The following is a 15,986-nucleotide window of genomic DNA, read 5'->3' as shown; positions in this document are numbered from 1 at the left end:
TGGTTAAACGCCACTCCTTCTACGCGATATGGAATCGCGGCTACAAATTTGACTAACTGGTTAACTTTCAACGCGTAATTTTTTCATTTGTATTGCGCTTAATGACCACATCATAAAGCCGCCTAAAAAGAGGGCTGCCGAGACATAACCCGTTTGACTGGGCAATGCACCTTGGGCAATGGCCATACCACCAAGCCAAGGGCCAATGGCATTGGCTGTATTAAATGCGCATTGTACGAGTGCACCTATCATGGCATGGCCTTGTGGTGATACATCCATTAATAGTGATTGAATAACAGTACCCAAACCAACACTAAAACCAATAAAGAAAATCACCGTATAAAGTAGCCAAATATTGTGGCTGGCACTGACATAACTTGCTGCAAATACGACGGCACCTATAAGTGCTGCCCCTGTGGTTTTTAGTGGTGAATGGTCGGCTGCCTTTCCTAACACATAGTTGCCTAAGGTGCAGCCAATACCAAACATGATCATAGCGATTGATATCGTGTAAGCGGGCGTATGAGTCACAATTAAAATAGTGTCGGCAATGTAAGTGTAAACACAAAATACGCCGCCAAAACCAATAATAATGATGCCTAAAATAGTCCATACTAGCTTGTTTTTCAGCACACTTAATTCATCTAGAATTGAAGTGGGTGATGAGTTCTTAACGTTTGGTACGTATTTTACAATTAGCACTAAAGCAACAAGAGCAAGCACTGCGGTGCCAGCTAAACAATAGCGCCAACTAAAGTTCTGTCCCACTAACGTCACCATTGGTACACCCACGATGGTCGCCACGGTTAAGCCCATAAATACTTTTGACATAAAGCTGGCTCGTTTGTCGGCAGGGGCAATGTCGGCGGCCAGTAAAATAGCGGCGGCAAAATAGGCTCCATGGGGCAAGCCACTTAAAAAGCGAAATAAAATCAATTGCTCAAGAGAATGTGAAAAAGCACTTAAGCCATTGAATAAAAACATCATAGTAACAAACATAAGTAGGGCATTACGTTTTCGCATATTGGCTGTGGTGATCATAAAAAGTGGTGCACCCACCACCACACCAATAGCATAGGCGCTAATGGCATACCCACTTTGTGCCGGAGTTGATGAAAATGTTTCGCTAATAAGCGGCAGCATTGGCATCATTGAAAACTCAGAGAGGCCAAGAATAAATGTTCCTAAGGCTAATACGATTAAGATTGTAAAGGTGCTTTCGCGGCCTTGAGTTTTGGTGACGTTAGTCATGTAACTCCTTTAAAACATGTTTTAAGAGAAATAGAAAATGCCAGAACCATGTTGCGTTCTGATGATAAGAGGTGCTATGCGCTATTGTAATACAAATAAAATAGAGTAAACCAGCACTTTTTGGAACGTTCTATATTAGTTTGCTATAACGAATAAAGTTGAACTTCTTAAGGCTGAGCATTTCAAAATAAATACAAATATAAATCCCAACTATACTGTGTATATAGACTTGGCTTTGGAGGGAGTGGCAATGGAAAAGATATTCGCCTGTATTGATGGTTCAACTATCACCAGTGCAGTGACAGAGGCTGCTATTTGGATAGCCAAACGTACTTCGCACCCCATACGTTTTTTACATGCGCTAGAGCCTCCTTTGCAACAGGGTAGTGATGACCTAACGGCGATTATTGGCTTAGGTTCGCAAACATCATTACTTGAACAGCTTGCCAAACTTGAACAAGAGCGCAATAAAGTCGCTGCTCAACATGGCCATTTACTGTTAGAGGAAGCTGTAAAGAAAGCTGAGCATGCAGGGCTGACCGCTGTTGAAAAACAACAGCTTTCAATGAGTTTAGTCGATGCGTTACTGACACATGAAGACAGTGCCAGAGTAATGATTATTGGCCGTGCAGGAAAAGGACACGGTGATAATTTTAAGATGCTAGGGTCGCATATCGAAACCTTAATTCGTCAAGTTCATACTCCTGTGGCAATTGTGCCGCCGCAGTTTCATGCTCCCACTAATTTTATGCTGGCTTACGATGGCAGTGACAGTACTGACCAAGCAATAAGCCAAATTATTAAAGGGGGGATTTTAAAAGGCTTAGGTTGTCATTTAGTCATGGTCGATAAGCATGATGGTCATTGCCAAGATAAGCTGGACACCGCATCGGCACGCTTAGCAGAGCATGGGTTTAATGTGAGAGCACGCATGCTCGATGGCGATGTATATGAGGCGTTATGGCGTTACAAAAGCGACCATGCCGTTGATCTTATGGTGATGGGGGCATTTGGTCACTCTAAATGGCGACAATTCTTTTTGGGCAGCACCACATTAAAAATGCTTGAAGATAGCCGTATTCCGTTGGTGGTATTACGCTAGTATTTTTTGTGTTCTGTAAGTTTTGGCTGCGCAGCGGGTGCGACAATATGTCACGTGTTCAGCCAAATTAATGCGTTTTATAATCGGTTTATAAATTAACTTTTTATTTTATAGACTTATGAACACGCATTTAACTCCCCCTCGTTTTTTAGTTACTAAAGTTGCTGCATTGATTTGCGCTATTTTAAGTGTCTCTGCTGTTGCTGATGATTCTATCGAAGTGATCGAAGTGCAAGGTCATGCCCAAAATAGTCATCAATTGCTTGGCTCTGCCGATTCACTGTTATCTGATTTAGGCGTTGATTTTTCAGCGGCGGGTGGTGTATCAAGCTTACCTGTATTAAATGGCATGATGGGAGACAGGGTTAAAGTATTAGTGGATGGTGCGGATGTCACTGCGGCGTGCGCTAATCAAATGAACCCACCCTTGTCCTATGTCTCAGCTAATCAAGTAACATCGTACAGTGTTGTTGCGGGGGTATCACCGGTTAGCAGCGGGGGCGATAATATTGCTGGGGTTATTCGTGTGAATACTATTGCGCCTGAGTTTAGCGATTCGGAGCAGCTCACTTGGCGCTCAGGTTATACCACCGCACAATATAAAAGCGTTAGCGACAGCCAAGCCTATGGGCTAGGTATGGGTATTGCGAGCAACAATGTAAGCGTGTCTTATCAAGGCAGCTTTGAAGAGGCTAACAGTTATAACGATGGTCATGGGGAGCGCGTACTCGACACGTTATATCGTGTGCAAAATCATGCATTAACAGGTGCTATTCGTGATGATAAACAGCAGGTTATAGTAAAATTTAGCCATCAAAAAATTCCCTATCAGGGTTTTCCAAATCAATACATGGATATGACGGATAACACAAGCTTTGGGATGGTGGCACAGTACCAACGTGATCTTGAAGAGGGCGCATTACATGTACAAGTAAATGCCCACGACGTGAAGCACGAAATGGGTTTTTTTAGTACAGAGAAACCCGGCATGATGCCTATGAATACCGACGCACAAGACTACAGTTATCAGTTGCACTGGCGTTTAGACTTATCTGCAGAATCGTCACTTTTGTTTGGGCACGAATATTACAGTTATCGTATCGATGATTGGTGGCCTGCTGTTGAAGGGTCAATGATGATGGGGCCGAACGAATACGTAAATATTAATGATGGTAAACGTAATCGTCTGGGTGCATTCGCAGAGTATGAAAGTCAAGTTAATCAAGCATGGTGGCTGTCGGCAGGCATGCGTATTGAACAGGTAACAACAAATACAGGCGACGTACAAGCCTATAACAAAGGGACTATGGGCGGTGTGGGTCATATGAACTCAATGATGGACACGTCAAAAACCGATGCACAGGCTGCGATGGAATTTAATCAGCGGGATCGCAAACGTGACGATACTTTAGTTGATATTAGTCTGCTTGCACGCTACCAAATAAGTCGCAATGATGAGCTGCAATTTGGTTTTGCCCGTAAAAACCGAGCCCCAAATTTATATGAGCGTTACAGCTGGGGTGTTGGCACTATGGCAAGTACCATGATTGGCTGGTTTGGTGATGGTAATGGCTACATTGGTAATCCTGATTTAAAAGCTGAAACCGCTCATACGCTAAGCGCTAGCTACACTAAGCTGGCAAAAGATGATAGCTGGCAAATAACGGCGAATGCCTGGTACACGCAGGTAAATGACTATATTGATGCTGAAGTGACGCAAAGCTTTAACCGCACTGATAGTGCTCATACCAAGCGACATATTCTTACTTTTACTAATTTAGATGCGACGTTGTATGGGCTAAAATTAGCAGGCCTTATTGAGCTGTATAATTCGAAGCAAGCAGGTAAATGGCAGTTAAAAGGAGCGTTTACCAGCAATTATGGCGAGCGCGATGACAGCCACGAAGATTTATATCAAATTATGCCATGGCACACAGAACTAAGCATTGAACACGCGTATAAAGGCTGGGAAAGCACCTTGAGTTGGCAATGGGTTGACAGTAAAGACAAGGTGGATGAGCGCCGATTAGAAAATCAAACCGATAGCTACAATTTATTAGCTATCTCAAGTAAAAAAACATGGCAAACTTTAACCTTTAAGTTAGCAATTACCAACTTACTTGATGCGTATTATCAGCAGCCACTTGGCGGAGTGAATATTGCTAACTACAAGCACGATATGCGCACTGGCTTTGAGCAGCTAGCAGGACAAGGTCGCTCCTATAATGCCAGTATCAGTTATCGGTTTTAGGCAAGGGGTTTTGTATTTGTAGGCGCGATGTCAAATCGCGCCTACACCTGCTTACACGCTTCGTGTCACTTAATCGGCAAATAAATATCAGTTTGCAAATCACATTCATCCACCTCATGAATTAAATTGAGGTAATGAAAGAAACACGGAAAATCACGCACTTCTTCACCACTTTGTGGTAGCCACTCGCGGTATAAATAATACACTGTATCGCTAATCGTATCGTGTGAACCATTATGGCGCACTACGGCACAGCGTCCCGCTGGGATCTCGCCATTTCTGACTCCTTGTGGGTTATCAGGAATTGGCTTTGTAATGCTGCCGGCAAAGTCAAAACGAAAGGCATGATCTTCAGTTGTTGCAGGGTCACTGTATGGAATACCATAGGTGTTGCTGGTTTTAACCGGTGATAATCCTGAGCTTTTTCGCCAATCAATAAAATGTGCGGCGGTATTCATAAGGGTATTTGCAGCACCTTGATGGGTTAATAAAGCGACGGGCTGGGCTTTTAAGTCGACAATGTTTACATTCATAAAACAGTCCTTTTTATCAGGTAAAGAAAATTCAAACTGAGAGTGCCAGTTAGGCCAGTTTGGTTTGCTTCTGAATTCACTAGGAGACTGTGTAAAAGTGCGTTTAAAGGCGCGGCTAAATGCCTCTGGGCTATCAAACTGTGCTTCGAGTGCAATATCAATCACTTTAACTTGATGCTCAAATGCTAGTCGAAATGATGCACGTTTTAAGCGAGCAAGTTGCGTGTACTTAGTCACACTGACTCCCACTGAAGCGGCAAATAAACGGTGAAAATGATATTTTGAACAACAGGCTACATCACTCAAAGTGTCGAGTGATAAAGAGTCATTGAGATGCTGACTAATATAATCACAAACATGCTCAATACGTTGTTGTTGCTTCGTTTTCATGATGACTCGTTAATGCTTATTCAGAAGTGTGTTAAGTGTGTCATGGCCCTTAAATGGTTACCTGATTGAAATTGCGCATTTTGAGTTTAATTGATATTGAGTAAATAGGTAGCGTGCTAGCAGGTGTTGCTTTAGGGCAAAATAAAGACGCGCTAAAGCACGACCTAAAAATAGCGGGGATGAGATGTGCCCCAGGTTTATGCTAAAAAATTATGTGATGTAAAATCGCGGCTACATCTCATTTTCTTGTTGCGCTAGTTTTTCACGCTCAGCTTTTGAAACATACGCAGGCTTACTGCTTTTGTGTAATTTAGCATTGGCGCGTTTGTCTTTTTGTTTCAGTTTAGTGAAGATCTTTTTTCTACGGTTCATGGTACTTTGTAAGTTATGGGATAGGCCAGTCAGTATTGTACAGAGCAATTGCTCAGAAGCCGAGCAGTTTTCGTCGCACAAGAGATATCATGTCGCGATTATAACCGTTACAATCAAGGTCTACTTGCGAAAACCTTCTAAAACTCTGGAGCTTATCTTGAAACATTCATTACTTGCTGCATTCTTATTTAGTGCCTTTTCTGGTCAGGCTGCCATCGCTGAACAAAGTGAACAACTGGCTAACTATGCGGTCGAGCGCTATCAACAAGCACAAATTCATACCCTCGAAAATCTAGTTTCGTATCCAACGGTCAATAAAGAGGGCCTAGCTACGCCGGATAATCCAGACTTTATTGGCTTTAAATCATTTTTAAAAATGAAAGCGGCGCAGTTTGGTTTTGATTATCAAGATTTAGGCTACACGGTATTAATAGGCATGGGCAACCAAGCTGAGAAAGTAACGATTGTTACGCACGGGGATGTTCAACCTGCTGATGCCAGTAAATGGCAACAAAGCCCGTTTAAAATGGATAAAACCTCTGAACCTGGAAAGCTGATTGCCCGTGGTACTGAGGATGATAAAGGCGCAATTGCCACAGCACTCCATGCAATGAAAGCCATTAAAGATAAAGGGGTTACTCTAAATAACCGTATTGAACTGATGGTATACCTTGCTGAAGAGTCGGATTGGGCGCCACTTAAAGAGTTTATGAAAACCTACCAGCAACCTAAGTATGCGGTGACGATTGATGCGTCGTATCCGGTCGTAGTGGCAGAAAAAGGCTGGAGTTTAATTGCGCCAACATTTTCAGCCACTTCAGCGCAAACAGGCTTATATGTCACTGATTTAAAAGGCGGTGCTTTTGTAAGTCAAATACCAGAAGATGCCAGTGTGTTAGTGCATAATGCGGATGCCGCGACTGTGGCAAAATTACACGATAACGTTGGTAAACTTAAAAACGTGAAAGTGGCGATAAAAGAACAAGAAGAAGGTTTATTGGTGCAAGTAAAAGGGACCTCAGCTCACTCGTCTGAGCCGGAGTCGGGCGAAAATGCCATAGCGCATCTTGCTGAAATATTTAAAGGACTAGACCTTGAAAACAACAGCGACGGTCAAGCAATCGAGTTTATTAACCAGTTAATTGGCCTTGACTTATATGGCGCTCAGTTTGGTGAAATTGCTTATCAACATGATTTTATGGGGCCTATGACTGTGTCGCCAACATTGTTATCACGTGATGGGAATGAAATTAAGCTGTCGGTTAATATGCGTCGCCCTGTCGGAAAGCAAGAAGACGTATTAAAGCAGCAAATTAATAATGCGCTGACTGCGTGGCAAACACGTAATAACGTGACATTAAAAGACACTGATATCGTTATTGGCACGCCTATGCTGTTAGACAGCGCACCGCATGCACAAGCTTTATTGGATATTTTTAAGCACTTTACTGGTGATGAAGACGCGGGGTTTGTGTCGATTGGCGGGGGCACAAATGCAAAGCTGTTTGATAATGCTGTATCGTTTGGGCCATCAATGCCAGGTAAAAAATACACGGGTCACTCAGAACATGAGTTTATTACTGAGCAGCAATTAGCGCTGAATTTAAAAATGTACACCGCGATGATGATAAAGCTCGGAAATATGTAATCATTTGCAAACGTAAAAACGCCACTTCAATGAAGTGGCGTTTTTGTTTAGTTAATTTAATTTTTGGCTAAGGGAAATTTCTGCATTCATCAGTTTTGATATAGGGCAACCTTGTTTAGTTTGCTGGCACAGCTCGTTAAACGTCTCTTCAGAGATATCAGCTATTTTTGCTGTTACCTCAAGAGCGATGTGGCTGACCTCAAAACCATCATCGACTTCATCAAGACTGACGGTGGCTTTGGTTGTAATGTCATCGGCAGTAAACCCTGCTTCTGTTAATGCCAGCGACAGTGCCATACTGAAGCAACTACTGTGTGCTGCTGCAACTAATTCTTCGGGGTTCGTACCAGTCTTGCCCTCAAAGCGGGTATTAAACCCATACGGTTGTTTATCTAAAGCACCGCTTTGGGTACTAATACTTCCTTTACCTGATTTAATGTCGCCAGACCAGCTTGAATGTGCGGTTTTTTTAATCGTCATAGTCATCTCCTTTGTAATTATTTCGGCGAGTGTGAAATGCTTTCATGGTTTTCGCCGAAAAAAGTGTCACTTACACGATACGTTGCAACTTAAAGGCCAAGGTGACTGTGCACAAACCGTTCGCTATGAACAAGTTAGTATGGCGTTAGCTGATTGGTAAGACGTTATTTTCTGTTTGCGTTCACCCTAACTTGGGACAATTAACACCACATAAAAATAACGTCGATTTATTTTGTAAATTTAGAGGACCTGATAGGGCGATGTTAACTGGCGGTTTTGGAATGACAAAATAGCCTTATTTTTTACTATTCCGTTTTCAATATTGATGGCGCGTCGAATTGTTTCATCTTTTTGCCATTGCGCTCTTCCCGCTAACACGCTGGGTAAATAAACAATTACCGCAGCAGAGATTGAACGTGTTGCACTTTCCCATAAATAGCTAGGCGTGTGGTCAACAGCGTAATAATCAATGGTTTTATAACGAAACATTGGTTCGGCAAATGACGTGGGTTTAGCAAAAAAGAACCCCATACCTTCATCGCAACTTACATCTATAATTAAGCTATTCGGTTTAAGGCAATCAGCCTCTGACTCAATCACAAAATGCACTGGGTTCGCTGTTTCTTGAAAAGTGCCATTAACAATAATATCGGCTTCACTAATGAGGTCTATTAAGGGTCTGTGTGTTCCGTCGTGTTCTACGACCATCATCCGGGCTTCTCCCTCAGAGCCTTGACGTACTTTAACGTAATGACAGTTTAAAACCTCTTCACGAACTTCATGATCAGGGTGTTGAATACAAATTGTAATGTCTCTAAAACCATGAGCTTGTAACGCATAAATTGCCCCACGACTAACAGCACCAAAACTAAAAATAACGGTTTTGCGTTGATTTCCGTAATGACCGTCAACCCCTTTTAATTGCAATGCATGGATAACGGCGCAGTAACCAGCCATTTCGTTGTTTTTATAAAAAGTGTGACGACCCGCATGCCCATTTGGTGACCAAACAAACATATCTTCAAAGGCTATTAAGGTTAATTTTCTATCTAATGCTGCTTGGGTAATATCGCGTTGTTGAACACAGTGAGCATACCCCCACAGAGTTCCGCCTTCTTTTAATTCGTTTAAATCGGCAAGAACGGGTTTAGCGATAATCACTGTACCAAGGTCTTTTAAAAGTGCACTGCGAGAGGCGATACCGCCTGTAAGCGCTGCGATTTCATCATCTGTTATATTAAAGTCTTTTCCGTAGCCTTGTTCAAAAATAAGCTGCTTTCTGTGTTCTTCAGGAATCCGTTTTAAGTGCTCTGGGTGAATAGGGTAACGTCGTTCATCTGTTTTGCGTGAAGTGCCAATGACGCCGATCTTTAATTTATTCATGCTACAACCTTGATTATATGTTTATTAACGCATGTGTTAATAAACTTGAAAAGGATTCACAGGCAAGCGAAAGCCTACGCTGTAAAGTGATGCATAGTAAAAGGTGTTAATAAGTGCTGAATGTTAAGCAGTGATAGATCAGGATTTTAACGTGCTATGAGTAACACGTTGGTTGTGCTGTAGTGTGCGCACACCGTGAGTATAACAGGATAACTGTCTGCTTTGTGAGCTTTAAGTCTCCTTTTAAATTGTTTTATTCCGCTTTGTTTTTAGTGTATTTACAACGTTCTGAGCAGTATTTAACGTGTTGCCAGTCTCGTTGCCATTTTTTACGCCATGCAAAAGGGCGCTGGCATACAGGGCATATTTTTGTCGGTAAGTTCACTTTTTTATGTGCCATTGTGTTGCCTTTGTAAACTGAGGATGTGCTTTTTGAGTACCGCTCTGGCACCATGTTTTACATCATCACGCTCTCTAAACGCCCACAACCTTTCGCGGGCTTCCTTTGCTGCTTGCGTTAAATCCACCATGGGCTCAGGGTAATCTTCACCCAATTTAAAATTATTAAATAACGCTTCCATTGGTGGCTGTTGCCATGGCTGGTGGATATATTCGATAGGTAAATTACTAAGCTCTGGGCACCATGTTTTAATAAATATGCCGTCTGCGTCTTTATCTTCAGATTGTTTTATGGGGTTGTACAGTCGAATCGTATTAGTGCCAGTGACAGAGGCTTGCATTTGTATTTGAGGATAGTGAATCCCGGGCTCAAAATCTAAAAAGTAGCGCGACAATGTAAGACTGACACAATGCCAGTGAATATTTAAATGATGGGTCATAAAGCTGACTAACATCGCCCGCATTCTAAAGTTAATATAGCCTGTAGCTGCAAGACATCGCATGCAGGCGTCAATAAGCGGGATGCCTGTGTTGCCGTGTTCAAACCGTGATAGGTGCTCGCTAACCTTGTCGTCATTTCGATAGGGGTAGTGTTGATACGCAGGATTTTGCGGTGCGAACTCCATGCTGCATTGAGTTTCAAACTTTTGCATAAAATGACAGTGCCAATGCAATCGTGATTCGAATGCATGCAGCGAACGGCGCCAACTCGAAGGGCGTTTGGGTAAGTAGTATCTAAGAGTTTGATACACTTGACGAAGACTTAAGTTTCCCCATGCTAAATAGGGTGAAAGACGTGAGCACGACTCTTTGCTTTTTGATGGGCTCGAAATACCTTGTTGATAGCTCTGAGCTCTTGTCTCTATAAAGCTTTTTAATACGGCTCTGGCTGCGTGGGGTCCTCCGTACTGAAACTGCTCATCATTTGTTTGATACTGTTTTACATGCTCGCAAGCACTGTAGCCCGAAGGTAAAATAGCATTAAAAGAATGCCAGTTAGGCGTGATTAAAGGTTGCTGCATCACGGTTTGCCAATGCTGCTGCCAATCAAATTGTGCTGGTCGTGCCCTTACAACTGCGCCTAAGGGCGTTTCATGCCAAACAATAGCTTTTTCTTTGAGCCATTTATGCACTGCTTTATCACGTTCAAAGGTATTGAGTAAGCCAATTTCTTGATGACTGTATATGGCCTTAATATCAAACTCATTAGATAAAGATTCAAGCAAGGAGATCATGTCTTGATTGTAAATTGCAATTTCGGCTTGTTGTTTTTTTAGCTGTGCATTGAGATCACATAATGACTGATAAACAAATCGCCAGTGGCGGTGGCTATAATGAGGATCATCTAACAAAATTGGCTCAAAATTATAGATAAGCAAACAGGGTAAAGGTGAATCGGCGGCCTGTGCGAGTGGTGCATGATCAGAAAGCCGTAAATCACGTTTAAACCATACTATATTGATTTTTTGTTTCCCTGCAGTGGGCATAGCTTGATAGTTAATTGCTTGAACACGTGATTGATACGTATGAGAACGCAGATATGATTATTCAAGGAGAGAAATAGTTGATTATGAGGAGGCGTACGATTGAATGGCTTTTACTAAAAGTAAAAGCGGCCACTGTCATCGTGGCCGCTCCATTTTTTACAGGTTATCTGTAAATGAACTAATTTGTTGCTCTGCAGCTTGCAAGCTTTGCTCTGCCCCAGGCATTGCTAAGCCTTCGGCATAGATAAAGTTAATATCTGAGATACCCACAAAACCAAGTACATCTTTTAAGTATTTAGTTTGTGTATCCATGTCGGTGCCTTGGTATATACCGCCACGAGCAGCGAGTACAACGACTTTTTTGTTTTCAAGCAAACCGACAGCGCCTTGCTCTGTGTATTTAAACGTAATACCAGCGCGTGCGATACGGTCAATCCATGCTTTGAATGTTGATGGAATACCAAAGTTATACATAGGCATACCAATAACAATTAATTCGTTATCAGTAAGTTCTGCAATTAACTCGTCAGAGATAGCCGCCAGTGCTTTTTGCTCGTCGCTACGTTCGTTAGCGTCAGTCATCCATGCTGCCATTTCTGTTTGCGTTAAGTGAGCAATAGCATCGTTGCTTAAATCGCGAGTGGTGACAGCAATTTGTTGTTTGCTTGATAGTTGCTCAACAAATAGCTGGCTAAGTTTAGTCGAATTACCTTGTTCACCATTTAAAGATGAATTTAACACAAGTACTTTTTTCATCATGTCACCTAAGAAACTGAATTGATGTTACGATTATAATGAGGGTATGAATGAAATAATAATGGTAAAAATTGAGTGATACGTTCGCTTTAATAGAACGGTTGCAACGCTGCTATAATTTCTGTTCGCATTTTTTAAATGCTTAATGTTATGCTCATTTAACAATTTTAAAAAAAGGACTTTTATATGAAATACTTAATGCTAAGTATTTTTGTAGTACTGTGCTTGACTGCTCGCGCAGAAGAAAAGCCGTCACTGTCTGTTGAATCATTTGCTTCATTAAGATCTACCAGCCAGGTTAAATTGTCACCAAGTGGCACGCACTTATCCTTTATTCGTAATATAAAAGGTGAGCTGGTGTTAATGGTGTACAACCGCAAAACACAAGAAGCTGTTCCCATTATTCGCGCTGATAATCATACGATTTTCTTTGATTGGTATACGTGGGCAAACGATGAGGTATTACTTCTCGGTGCACGCTATATACAACGTCAAATTGGCGGCCCTAAATATTCATCTACTCGCCTTTATGCGTACAATATTAATGATAAAGGCAAAGCAAAGCTTGCCATTAAGCCTAACTATGGACGTGATGAGCGCCAACCCCAGTTTGCTGATCAAGTTATAAGTTTTTTACCTGACAAAAAAGATAAAATCTTGATTCAAGGCGACTTTGAAATAGCAAATACACCAGGAGTCTATGAGCTCGATCTTAACACGCTGAGAAAGAAAAGAGTTCAACGCGAGCGCAGCAAAGTGACCGATTGGATAGCTGACCGTCAAGGTAATGTGCGTATTGCTCGAAAAATGGATGAAGATGAATTTGAATATTTCCTGTATGACGAAGGTTCATTAGACCGCCGCTCATTATTCAAATTTAAAGCATTTAGCCAAGAGAGTGTGACAATATTAGGCTTTGATAAAGACCCCAATATTATCTATTTTAAAGCGCTTCAAAATGGCTATGACGCATTATTTAAAATGGATTTAACCACGAAAAAGCAAGAGCTCGTTTTTAGTGATGATAATTACGACTTTGATGGAGGGATTTTTTACTCTCCTCTGACGGGCGAAGTTGCAGGGTTTACTCATTCAAATATTGAAGAAGGGATCCGTTATTGGGATGACGATTTAAATAAGCTGTATACATCACTGCGTGCGGTATTACCGGCTGATAAGTTTGATATTGATATAATCGATACCAGTGAAAACCAGCGCCAATATGTACTTTACCTGACAGGTGATGGAAGCACGGGAACATATATGCTTGGTAACCGTGACACCAATGAACTCACCGTGTTCGCCAGCGCGTACCCAGACATTGATGACAGTGTTTATTCAGGGAAAGAAAAAATTAGTTATAAGGCACGTGATGGTTTAACGATTGAAGGGTACTTAACCTTGCCCGTGGGCTATAAAGAAGGGGATACGTTACCAACAATTATATTCCCTCATGGGGGACCTATGGCGCGTGACTACTCAGGTTTTGATTATTGGACTGCTTTACTTGCATACAATGGGTATGCCGTTTTACAACCGAATTTTAGAGGCTCAAGTGGGTATGGTCATGAATTTGAAATGGCTGCAGTGCAAGGGTTTGGTAAAAAAATGCAAGATGATTTGCAAGATGCCGCTCTTTGGTTAGTTTCACAAGGTATCGCTAATAAAGATAAAATTTGCATCGGCGGCGCAAGTTATGGTGGTTACGCCGCGTTGATGGCTGTTGTTAAGCATCCTGAAACATTTACATGTGCCGCGAGTTTTGCGGGTGTCACCGATTTAGAACGCATTGTGAGTAAAGCGCGTTACTTTACAAATAAAGAAATTGTGCGTAAGCAATTTGGTACCGACGACGATGAGTTGGCAAAATACTCACCGGTTAATTTTGCAAAGCAAATTAACCGTCCAGTTTTGCTCGTGCATGGTTCAGACGATAACGTTGTGCCTGTTTATCATAGCCGTGAAATGGAAGATGAGCTGAGCGATGAAGGAAAAAATGTCACGTATATTGAACTCGAAGAGGGAGATCATTATCTGTCACATCAGCCTTATCGTATTACAACATTAAAAGCGTTTTTAGATTTCTTTGATGAACATTTAAAAAGCGACTAAAAAAGGCGACTTAGGTCGCCTTTTTATTAATAAGCTAACTCTGCATCAATATTTCTGACTAAGTTTGAAACCCAGTTAATGTATTGGCGGTGAATTTTATCGCCATCATAATCTAAGTTGATCGAGTCTTTGTAATCAATTGAGTACTCAGTGGCGTTGTAGTTAATATCAACACGCAGCTGGTGCTTTCTAATATCAAGCTTTCCTAATATTTTACCGTCTTCGCTCGCGCGACATGTCCAGCCAAGTTTCATACATGCTTTGAGAATATTTGTTTTAACGCTGTCAGCAGTGTGTGTTTTATTGGCGGTTTGTGGGACAGGGTTACTGTCGAAGTTACGAATAGGTACACTTGTACTGCACGCTGATAAAACAAGTGTAGCCGCAAGTACTAAGCAGAGCTTTTTCATGATAAATCCTTTTTATGTAATAAAAACGGCATGATTATGCGTTTTTTTTGAGGCGGGGTCTAGGCATCAGGTAAAAACCAAGCACTGATAGCGCCAGCAATACCCAGCACACTGTAAAATAGAATCAGCTCTGCGGTGCTTAAATACGCATTTAGTAAGCCTACACTCCCAAGTGCCAATAATATAAGACCGATCACCGTATTGCTTACCGATACATAATCGGTTCGTTTGTTGCCTTCAGCCATATCTACCAAGTACGTTTTACGACCAAGACGAACTCCCTGATGAGCAACAGTGAGCAAAAAATAACATAACGGGAGAAGCCAAAACTCACGGAGGGTTGCAGGGCTAAAGTGTGCGATTAAATAAACGGCTAAGCCATTGAGAGTGACTAACATGGCTGCAAAAATTAAAACGCGTCGACTTGATAGGTCACTCAACCTACCCCAAATGGGTGCTGACACGAGACTCGCAAGCCCAGAAAGGGCCATAAAAGTAGCAAGCAAAGAAAAATCAAAAGCCTGTTCGCTGGCTAAAACAATATAAAAAGGAGCGCTAAGTGCAGAGCAAAGCAATAAAGCACGCGTAACAATGAAGTGGGCAAATTGTTTATCTTCGTACAGTAGCTTTAGTTTCTTAAACGCATGCAATAAACCATTTTTAGCCCCTTCAGTCGCCCCTTCATATTCTTTGATGCGACTGTAGCTCAGGGCAGCAAATATCCACATGAGGGCTGCCAGCATCAACGCAACATAAACACCATTTTCGTAGCCTAACGTTTGTAAATACCATAAGCCTAAACCAAACGTAAGTATCGCAAAGCCTGCAAAACTGGCGGCAAGACCACTAATGTTGCCACGTTGCTGTTTGGGAATCACTTTTCCAAGTACATCTTTAGCGGCAATAGAGTTAAAGCCCCGAGCAAGGCTAAACACAACTAAAAGAGTGAGAATGGCATACCCGGCACTACTTCCTGTTAGGGTTAATGCGGTAATGAGCATTGCTACAATGCATAATGCTTGCACAATGGCGCCGACAACCCACACCCACTTGCGTACTTTAAGTTGGCGGATAACGTTGGCAATAGCAAGTTGCGGCAACATCGAGCCAGACTCTCTAATAGGAACTAGCCACGCAATGAAGCTGCTGGGCACATTAATGCTGTGTAATAACCAAGGCAAGGTTACTTTTGGGTTGAGCAGAGCATCGGCAAATTTACTAAAAAGTTGACTCACTAAAAGGGTAATAAAGTTACCTGGCACAACCTTACACGCGGCCTCATCAATGGCCTTGCAGGCGCGCGCGTCTTCGGTATTGCTGAGTCTTTGATAGATGTCTTCTTTACTGAGCTTTTTCATCTTTGAATCGGATAGAGGAATTTATGTAGCAAAGGGCTGCTTAGCAGCCCCACT

14 protein-coding genes are annotated in these 15,986 nt (G+C 42.0%); 4 read left to right on the top strand and 10 right to left on the bottom strand.

Translation table 11 applies throughout. The annotated features are described in order from the left end of the window. Positions 1 to 60 precede the first annotated feature (60 nt). Positions 61 to 1,251 carry an MFS transporter gene (locus ACSSVW_RS09135; RefSeq protein ID WP_036966850.1) on the bottom strand — a complete coding sequence of 397 codons (1,191 nt, stop codon included), beginning with the start codon at positions 1,249 to 1,251 and terminating at the stop codon, positions 61 to 63. Between the two features lie 250 nt (positions 1,252 to 1,501). Here ACSSVW_RS09135 and ACSSVW_RS09130 point away from each other — a divergent pair, with 250 nt between their 5' ends. Both ACSSVW_RS09130 and ACSSVW_RS09125 read left to right on the top strand, forming a co-directional pair. Next, positions 1,502 to 2,353 (top strand): universal stress protein, encoded by an 852-nt coding sequence (locus ACSSVW_RS09130; protein ID WP_065978588.1) that lies wholly within the window; start codon positions 1,502 to 1,504, stop codon positions 2,351 to 2,353. Positions 2,354 to 2,471: 118 nt separating this feature from the next. After that, entirely contained in the window at positions 2,472 to 4,604 is a 2,133-nt protein-coding gene (locus ACSSVW_RS09125) for a TonB-dependent receptor plug domain-containing protein (protein ID WP_454179186.1), read from the top strand. A gap of 65 nt (positions 4,605 to 4,669) precedes the next feature. Here ACSSVW_RS09125 and ACSSVW_RS09120 read toward each other — a convergent pair whose 3' ends face one another. Both ACSSVW_RS09120 and ACSSVW_RS09115 read right to left on the bottom strand, forming a co-directional pair. Beyond that, positions 4,670 to 5,527 carry an AraC family transcriptional regulator gene (locus tag ACSSVW_RS09120; protein ID WP_065978586.1) on the bottom strand — a complete coding sequence of 286 codons (858 nt, stop codon included), beginning with the start codon at positions 5,525 to 5,527 and terminating at the stop codon, positions 4,670 to 4,672. A 231-nt stretch (positions 5,528 to 5,758) separates the two neighbouring features. Continuing rightward, complete coding sequence (locus tag ACSSVW_RS09115; RefSeq protein WP_074988980.1) at positions 5,759 to 5,899, bottom strand: DUF2986 domain-containing protein; 141 nt, start codon at positions 5,897 to 5,899, stop codon at positions 5,759 to 5,761. A 214-nt stretch (positions 5,900 to 6,113) separates the two neighbouring features. On the opposite strand from ACSSVW_RS09115, the gene ACSSVW_RS09110 reads away from it, so the two are divergent. Further along, the gene (locus ACSSVW_RS09110; RefSeq protein WP_230235588.1) at positions 6,114 to 7,547 is read left to right on the top strand and encodes a dipeptidase; all 1,434 of its coding nucleotides are present in this window, start codon (positions 6,114 to 6,116) and stop codon (positions 7,545 to 7,547) included. A 51-nt stretch (positions 7,548 to 7,598) separates the two neighbouring features. On the opposite strand, the gene ACSSVW_RS09105 is transcribed toward ACSSVW_RS09110, so the two are convergent. The 5 genes from ACSSVW_RS09105 to ACSSVW_RS09085 all read right to left on the bottom strand — a co-directional run bounded on the left by ACSSVW_RS09105 (position 7,599) and on the right by ACSSVW_RS09085 (position 12,052). Further along, positions 7,599 to 8,027 (bottom strand): OsmC family protein, encoded by a 429-nt coding sequence (locus ACSSVW_RS09105; RefSeq protein WP_454179185.1) that lies wholly within the window; start codon positions 8,025 to 8,027, stop codon positions 7,599 to 7,601. A gap of 240 nt (positions 8,028 to 8,267) precedes the next feature. After that, the gene (locus ACSSVW_RS09100) at positions 8,268 to 9,410 is read right to left on the bottom strand and encodes a N(5)-(carboxyethyl)ornithine synthase (RefSeq protein ID WP_454179184.1); all 1,143 of its coding nucleotides are present in this window, start codon (positions 9,408 to 9,410) and stop codon (positions 8,268 to 8,270) included. Between the two features lie 253 nt (positions 9,411 to 9,663). Further along, positions 9,664 to 9,810, bottom strand: coding sequence for a DUF2256 domain-containing protein (locus tag ACSSVW_RS09095; protein WP_074988977.1), 147 nt, complete (start codon positions 9,808 to 9,810; stop codon positions 9,664 to 9,666). Beyond that, entirely contained in the window at positions 9,800 to 11,296 is a 1,497-nt protein-coding gene (locus ACSSVW_RS09090) for an FAD-binding domain-containing protein (RefSeq protein ID WP_454179183.1), read from the bottom strand. Before ACSSVW_RS09090 ends, ACSSVW_RS09095 begins: the two co-directional genes overlap by 11 nt. A 156-nt stretch (positions 11,297 to 11,452) precedes the next feature. Beyond that, positions 11,453 to 12,052, bottom strand: a complete 600-nt coding sequence (locus tag ACSSVW_RS09085) for an FMN-dependent NADH-azoreductase (RefSeq protein WP_036966872.1) — start codon at positions 12,050 to 12,052, stop codon at positions 11,453 to 11,455. A gap of 186 nt (positions 12,053 to 12,238) precedes the next feature. On the opposite strand from ACSSVW_RS09085, the gene ACSSVW_RS09080 reads away from it, so the two are divergent. Next, the gene (locus tag ACSSVW_RS09080; protein WP_074988975.1) at positions 12,239 to 14,164 is read left to right on the top strand and encodes an alpha/beta hydrolase family protein; all 1,926 of its coding nucleotides are present in this window, start codon (positions 12,239 to 12,241) and stop codon (positions 14,162 to 14,164) included. A 26-nt stretch (positions 14,165 to 14,190) separates the two neighbouring features. Here ACSSVW_RS09080 and ACSSVW_RS09075 read toward each other — a convergent pair whose 3' ends face one another. Then, a complete protein-coding gene (locus ACSSVW_RS09075; RefSeq protein ID WP_036966879.1) occupies positions 14,191 to 14,574 on the bottom strand; it encodes a putative periplasmic lipoprotein in 384 nt (127 codons plus the stop codon). A 59-nt stretch (positions 14,575 to 14,633) separates the two neighbouring features. Continuing rightward, a complete protein-coding gene (locus tag ACSSVW_RS09070; protein ID WP_454179182.1) occupies positions 14,634 to 15,932 on the bottom strand; it encodes an MFS transporter in 1,299 nt (432 codons plus the stop codon). Positions 15,933 to 15,986 lie beyond the last annotated feature (54 nt).

The sequence above is a fragment of the Pseudoalteromonas sp. MBR-15 genome (assembly GCF_053628915.1).
Note: the sequence above shows the minus strand (reverse complement) of the source record. Positions and strands in the feature narration are given on the sequence as shown.

What these genes read in the sequence shown, in the direction of transcription:
- ACSSVW_RS09135 (WP_036966850.1), bottom strand. Translation starts at nt 1,251, where the DNA reads ATGACTAACGTCACCAAAACTCAAGGCCGCGAAAGCACCTTTACAATC.
- ACSSVW_RS09130 (WP_065978588.1), top strand. Translation starts at nt 1,502, where the DNA reads ATGGAAAAGATATTCGCCTGTATTGATGGTTCAACTATCACCAGTGCA.
- ACSSVW_RS09125 (WP_454179186.1), top strand. Translation starts at nt 2,472, where the DNA reads ATGAACACGCATTTAACTCCCCCTCGTTTTTTAGTTACTAAAGTTGCT.
- ACSSVW_RS09120 (WP_065978586.1), bottom strand. Translation starts at nt 5,527, where the DNA reads ATGAAAACGAAGCAACAACAACGTATTGAGCATGTTTGTGATTATATT.
- ACSSVW_RS09115 (WP_074988980.1), bottom strand. Translation starts at nt 5,899, where the DNA reads ATGAACCGTAGAAAAAAGATCTTCACTAAACTGAAACAAAAAGACAAA.
- ACSSVW_RS09105 (WP_454179185.1), bottom strand. Translation starts at nt 8,027, where the DNA reads ATGACGATTAAAAAAACCGCACATTCAAGCTGGTCTGGCGACATTAAA.
- ACSSVW_RS09100 (WP_454179184.1), bottom strand. Translation starts at nt 9,410, where the DNA reads ATGAATAAATTAAAGATCGGCGTCATTGGCACTTCACGCAAAACAGAT.
- ACSSVW_RS09095 (WP_074988977.1), bottom strand. Translation starts at nt 9,810, where the DNA reads ATGGCACATAAAAAAGTGAACTTACCGACAAAAATATGCCCTGTATGC.
- ACSSVW_RS09090 (WP_454179183.1), bottom strand. Translation starts at nt 11,296, where the DNA reads ATGCCCACTGCAGGGAAACAAAAAATCAATATAGTATGGTTTAAACGT.
- ACSSVW_RS09085 (WP_036966872.1), bottom strand. Translation starts at nt 12,052, where the DNA reads ATGAAAAAAGTACTTGTGTTAAATTCATCTTTAAATGGTGAACAAGGT.
- ACSSVW_RS09080 (WP_074988975.1), top strand. Translation starts at nt 12,239, where the DNA reads ATGAAATACTTAATGCTAAGTATTTTTGTAGTACTGTGCTTGACTGCT.
- ACSSVW_RS09075 (WP_036966879.1), bottom strand. Translation starts at nt 14,574, where the DNA reads ATGAAAAAGCTCTGCTTAGTACTTGCGGCTACACTTGTTTTATCAGCG.
- ACSSVW_RS09070 (WP_454179182.1), bottom strand. Translation starts at nt 15,932, where the DNA reads ATGAAAAAGCTCAGTAAAGAAGACATCTATCAAAGACTCAGCAATACC.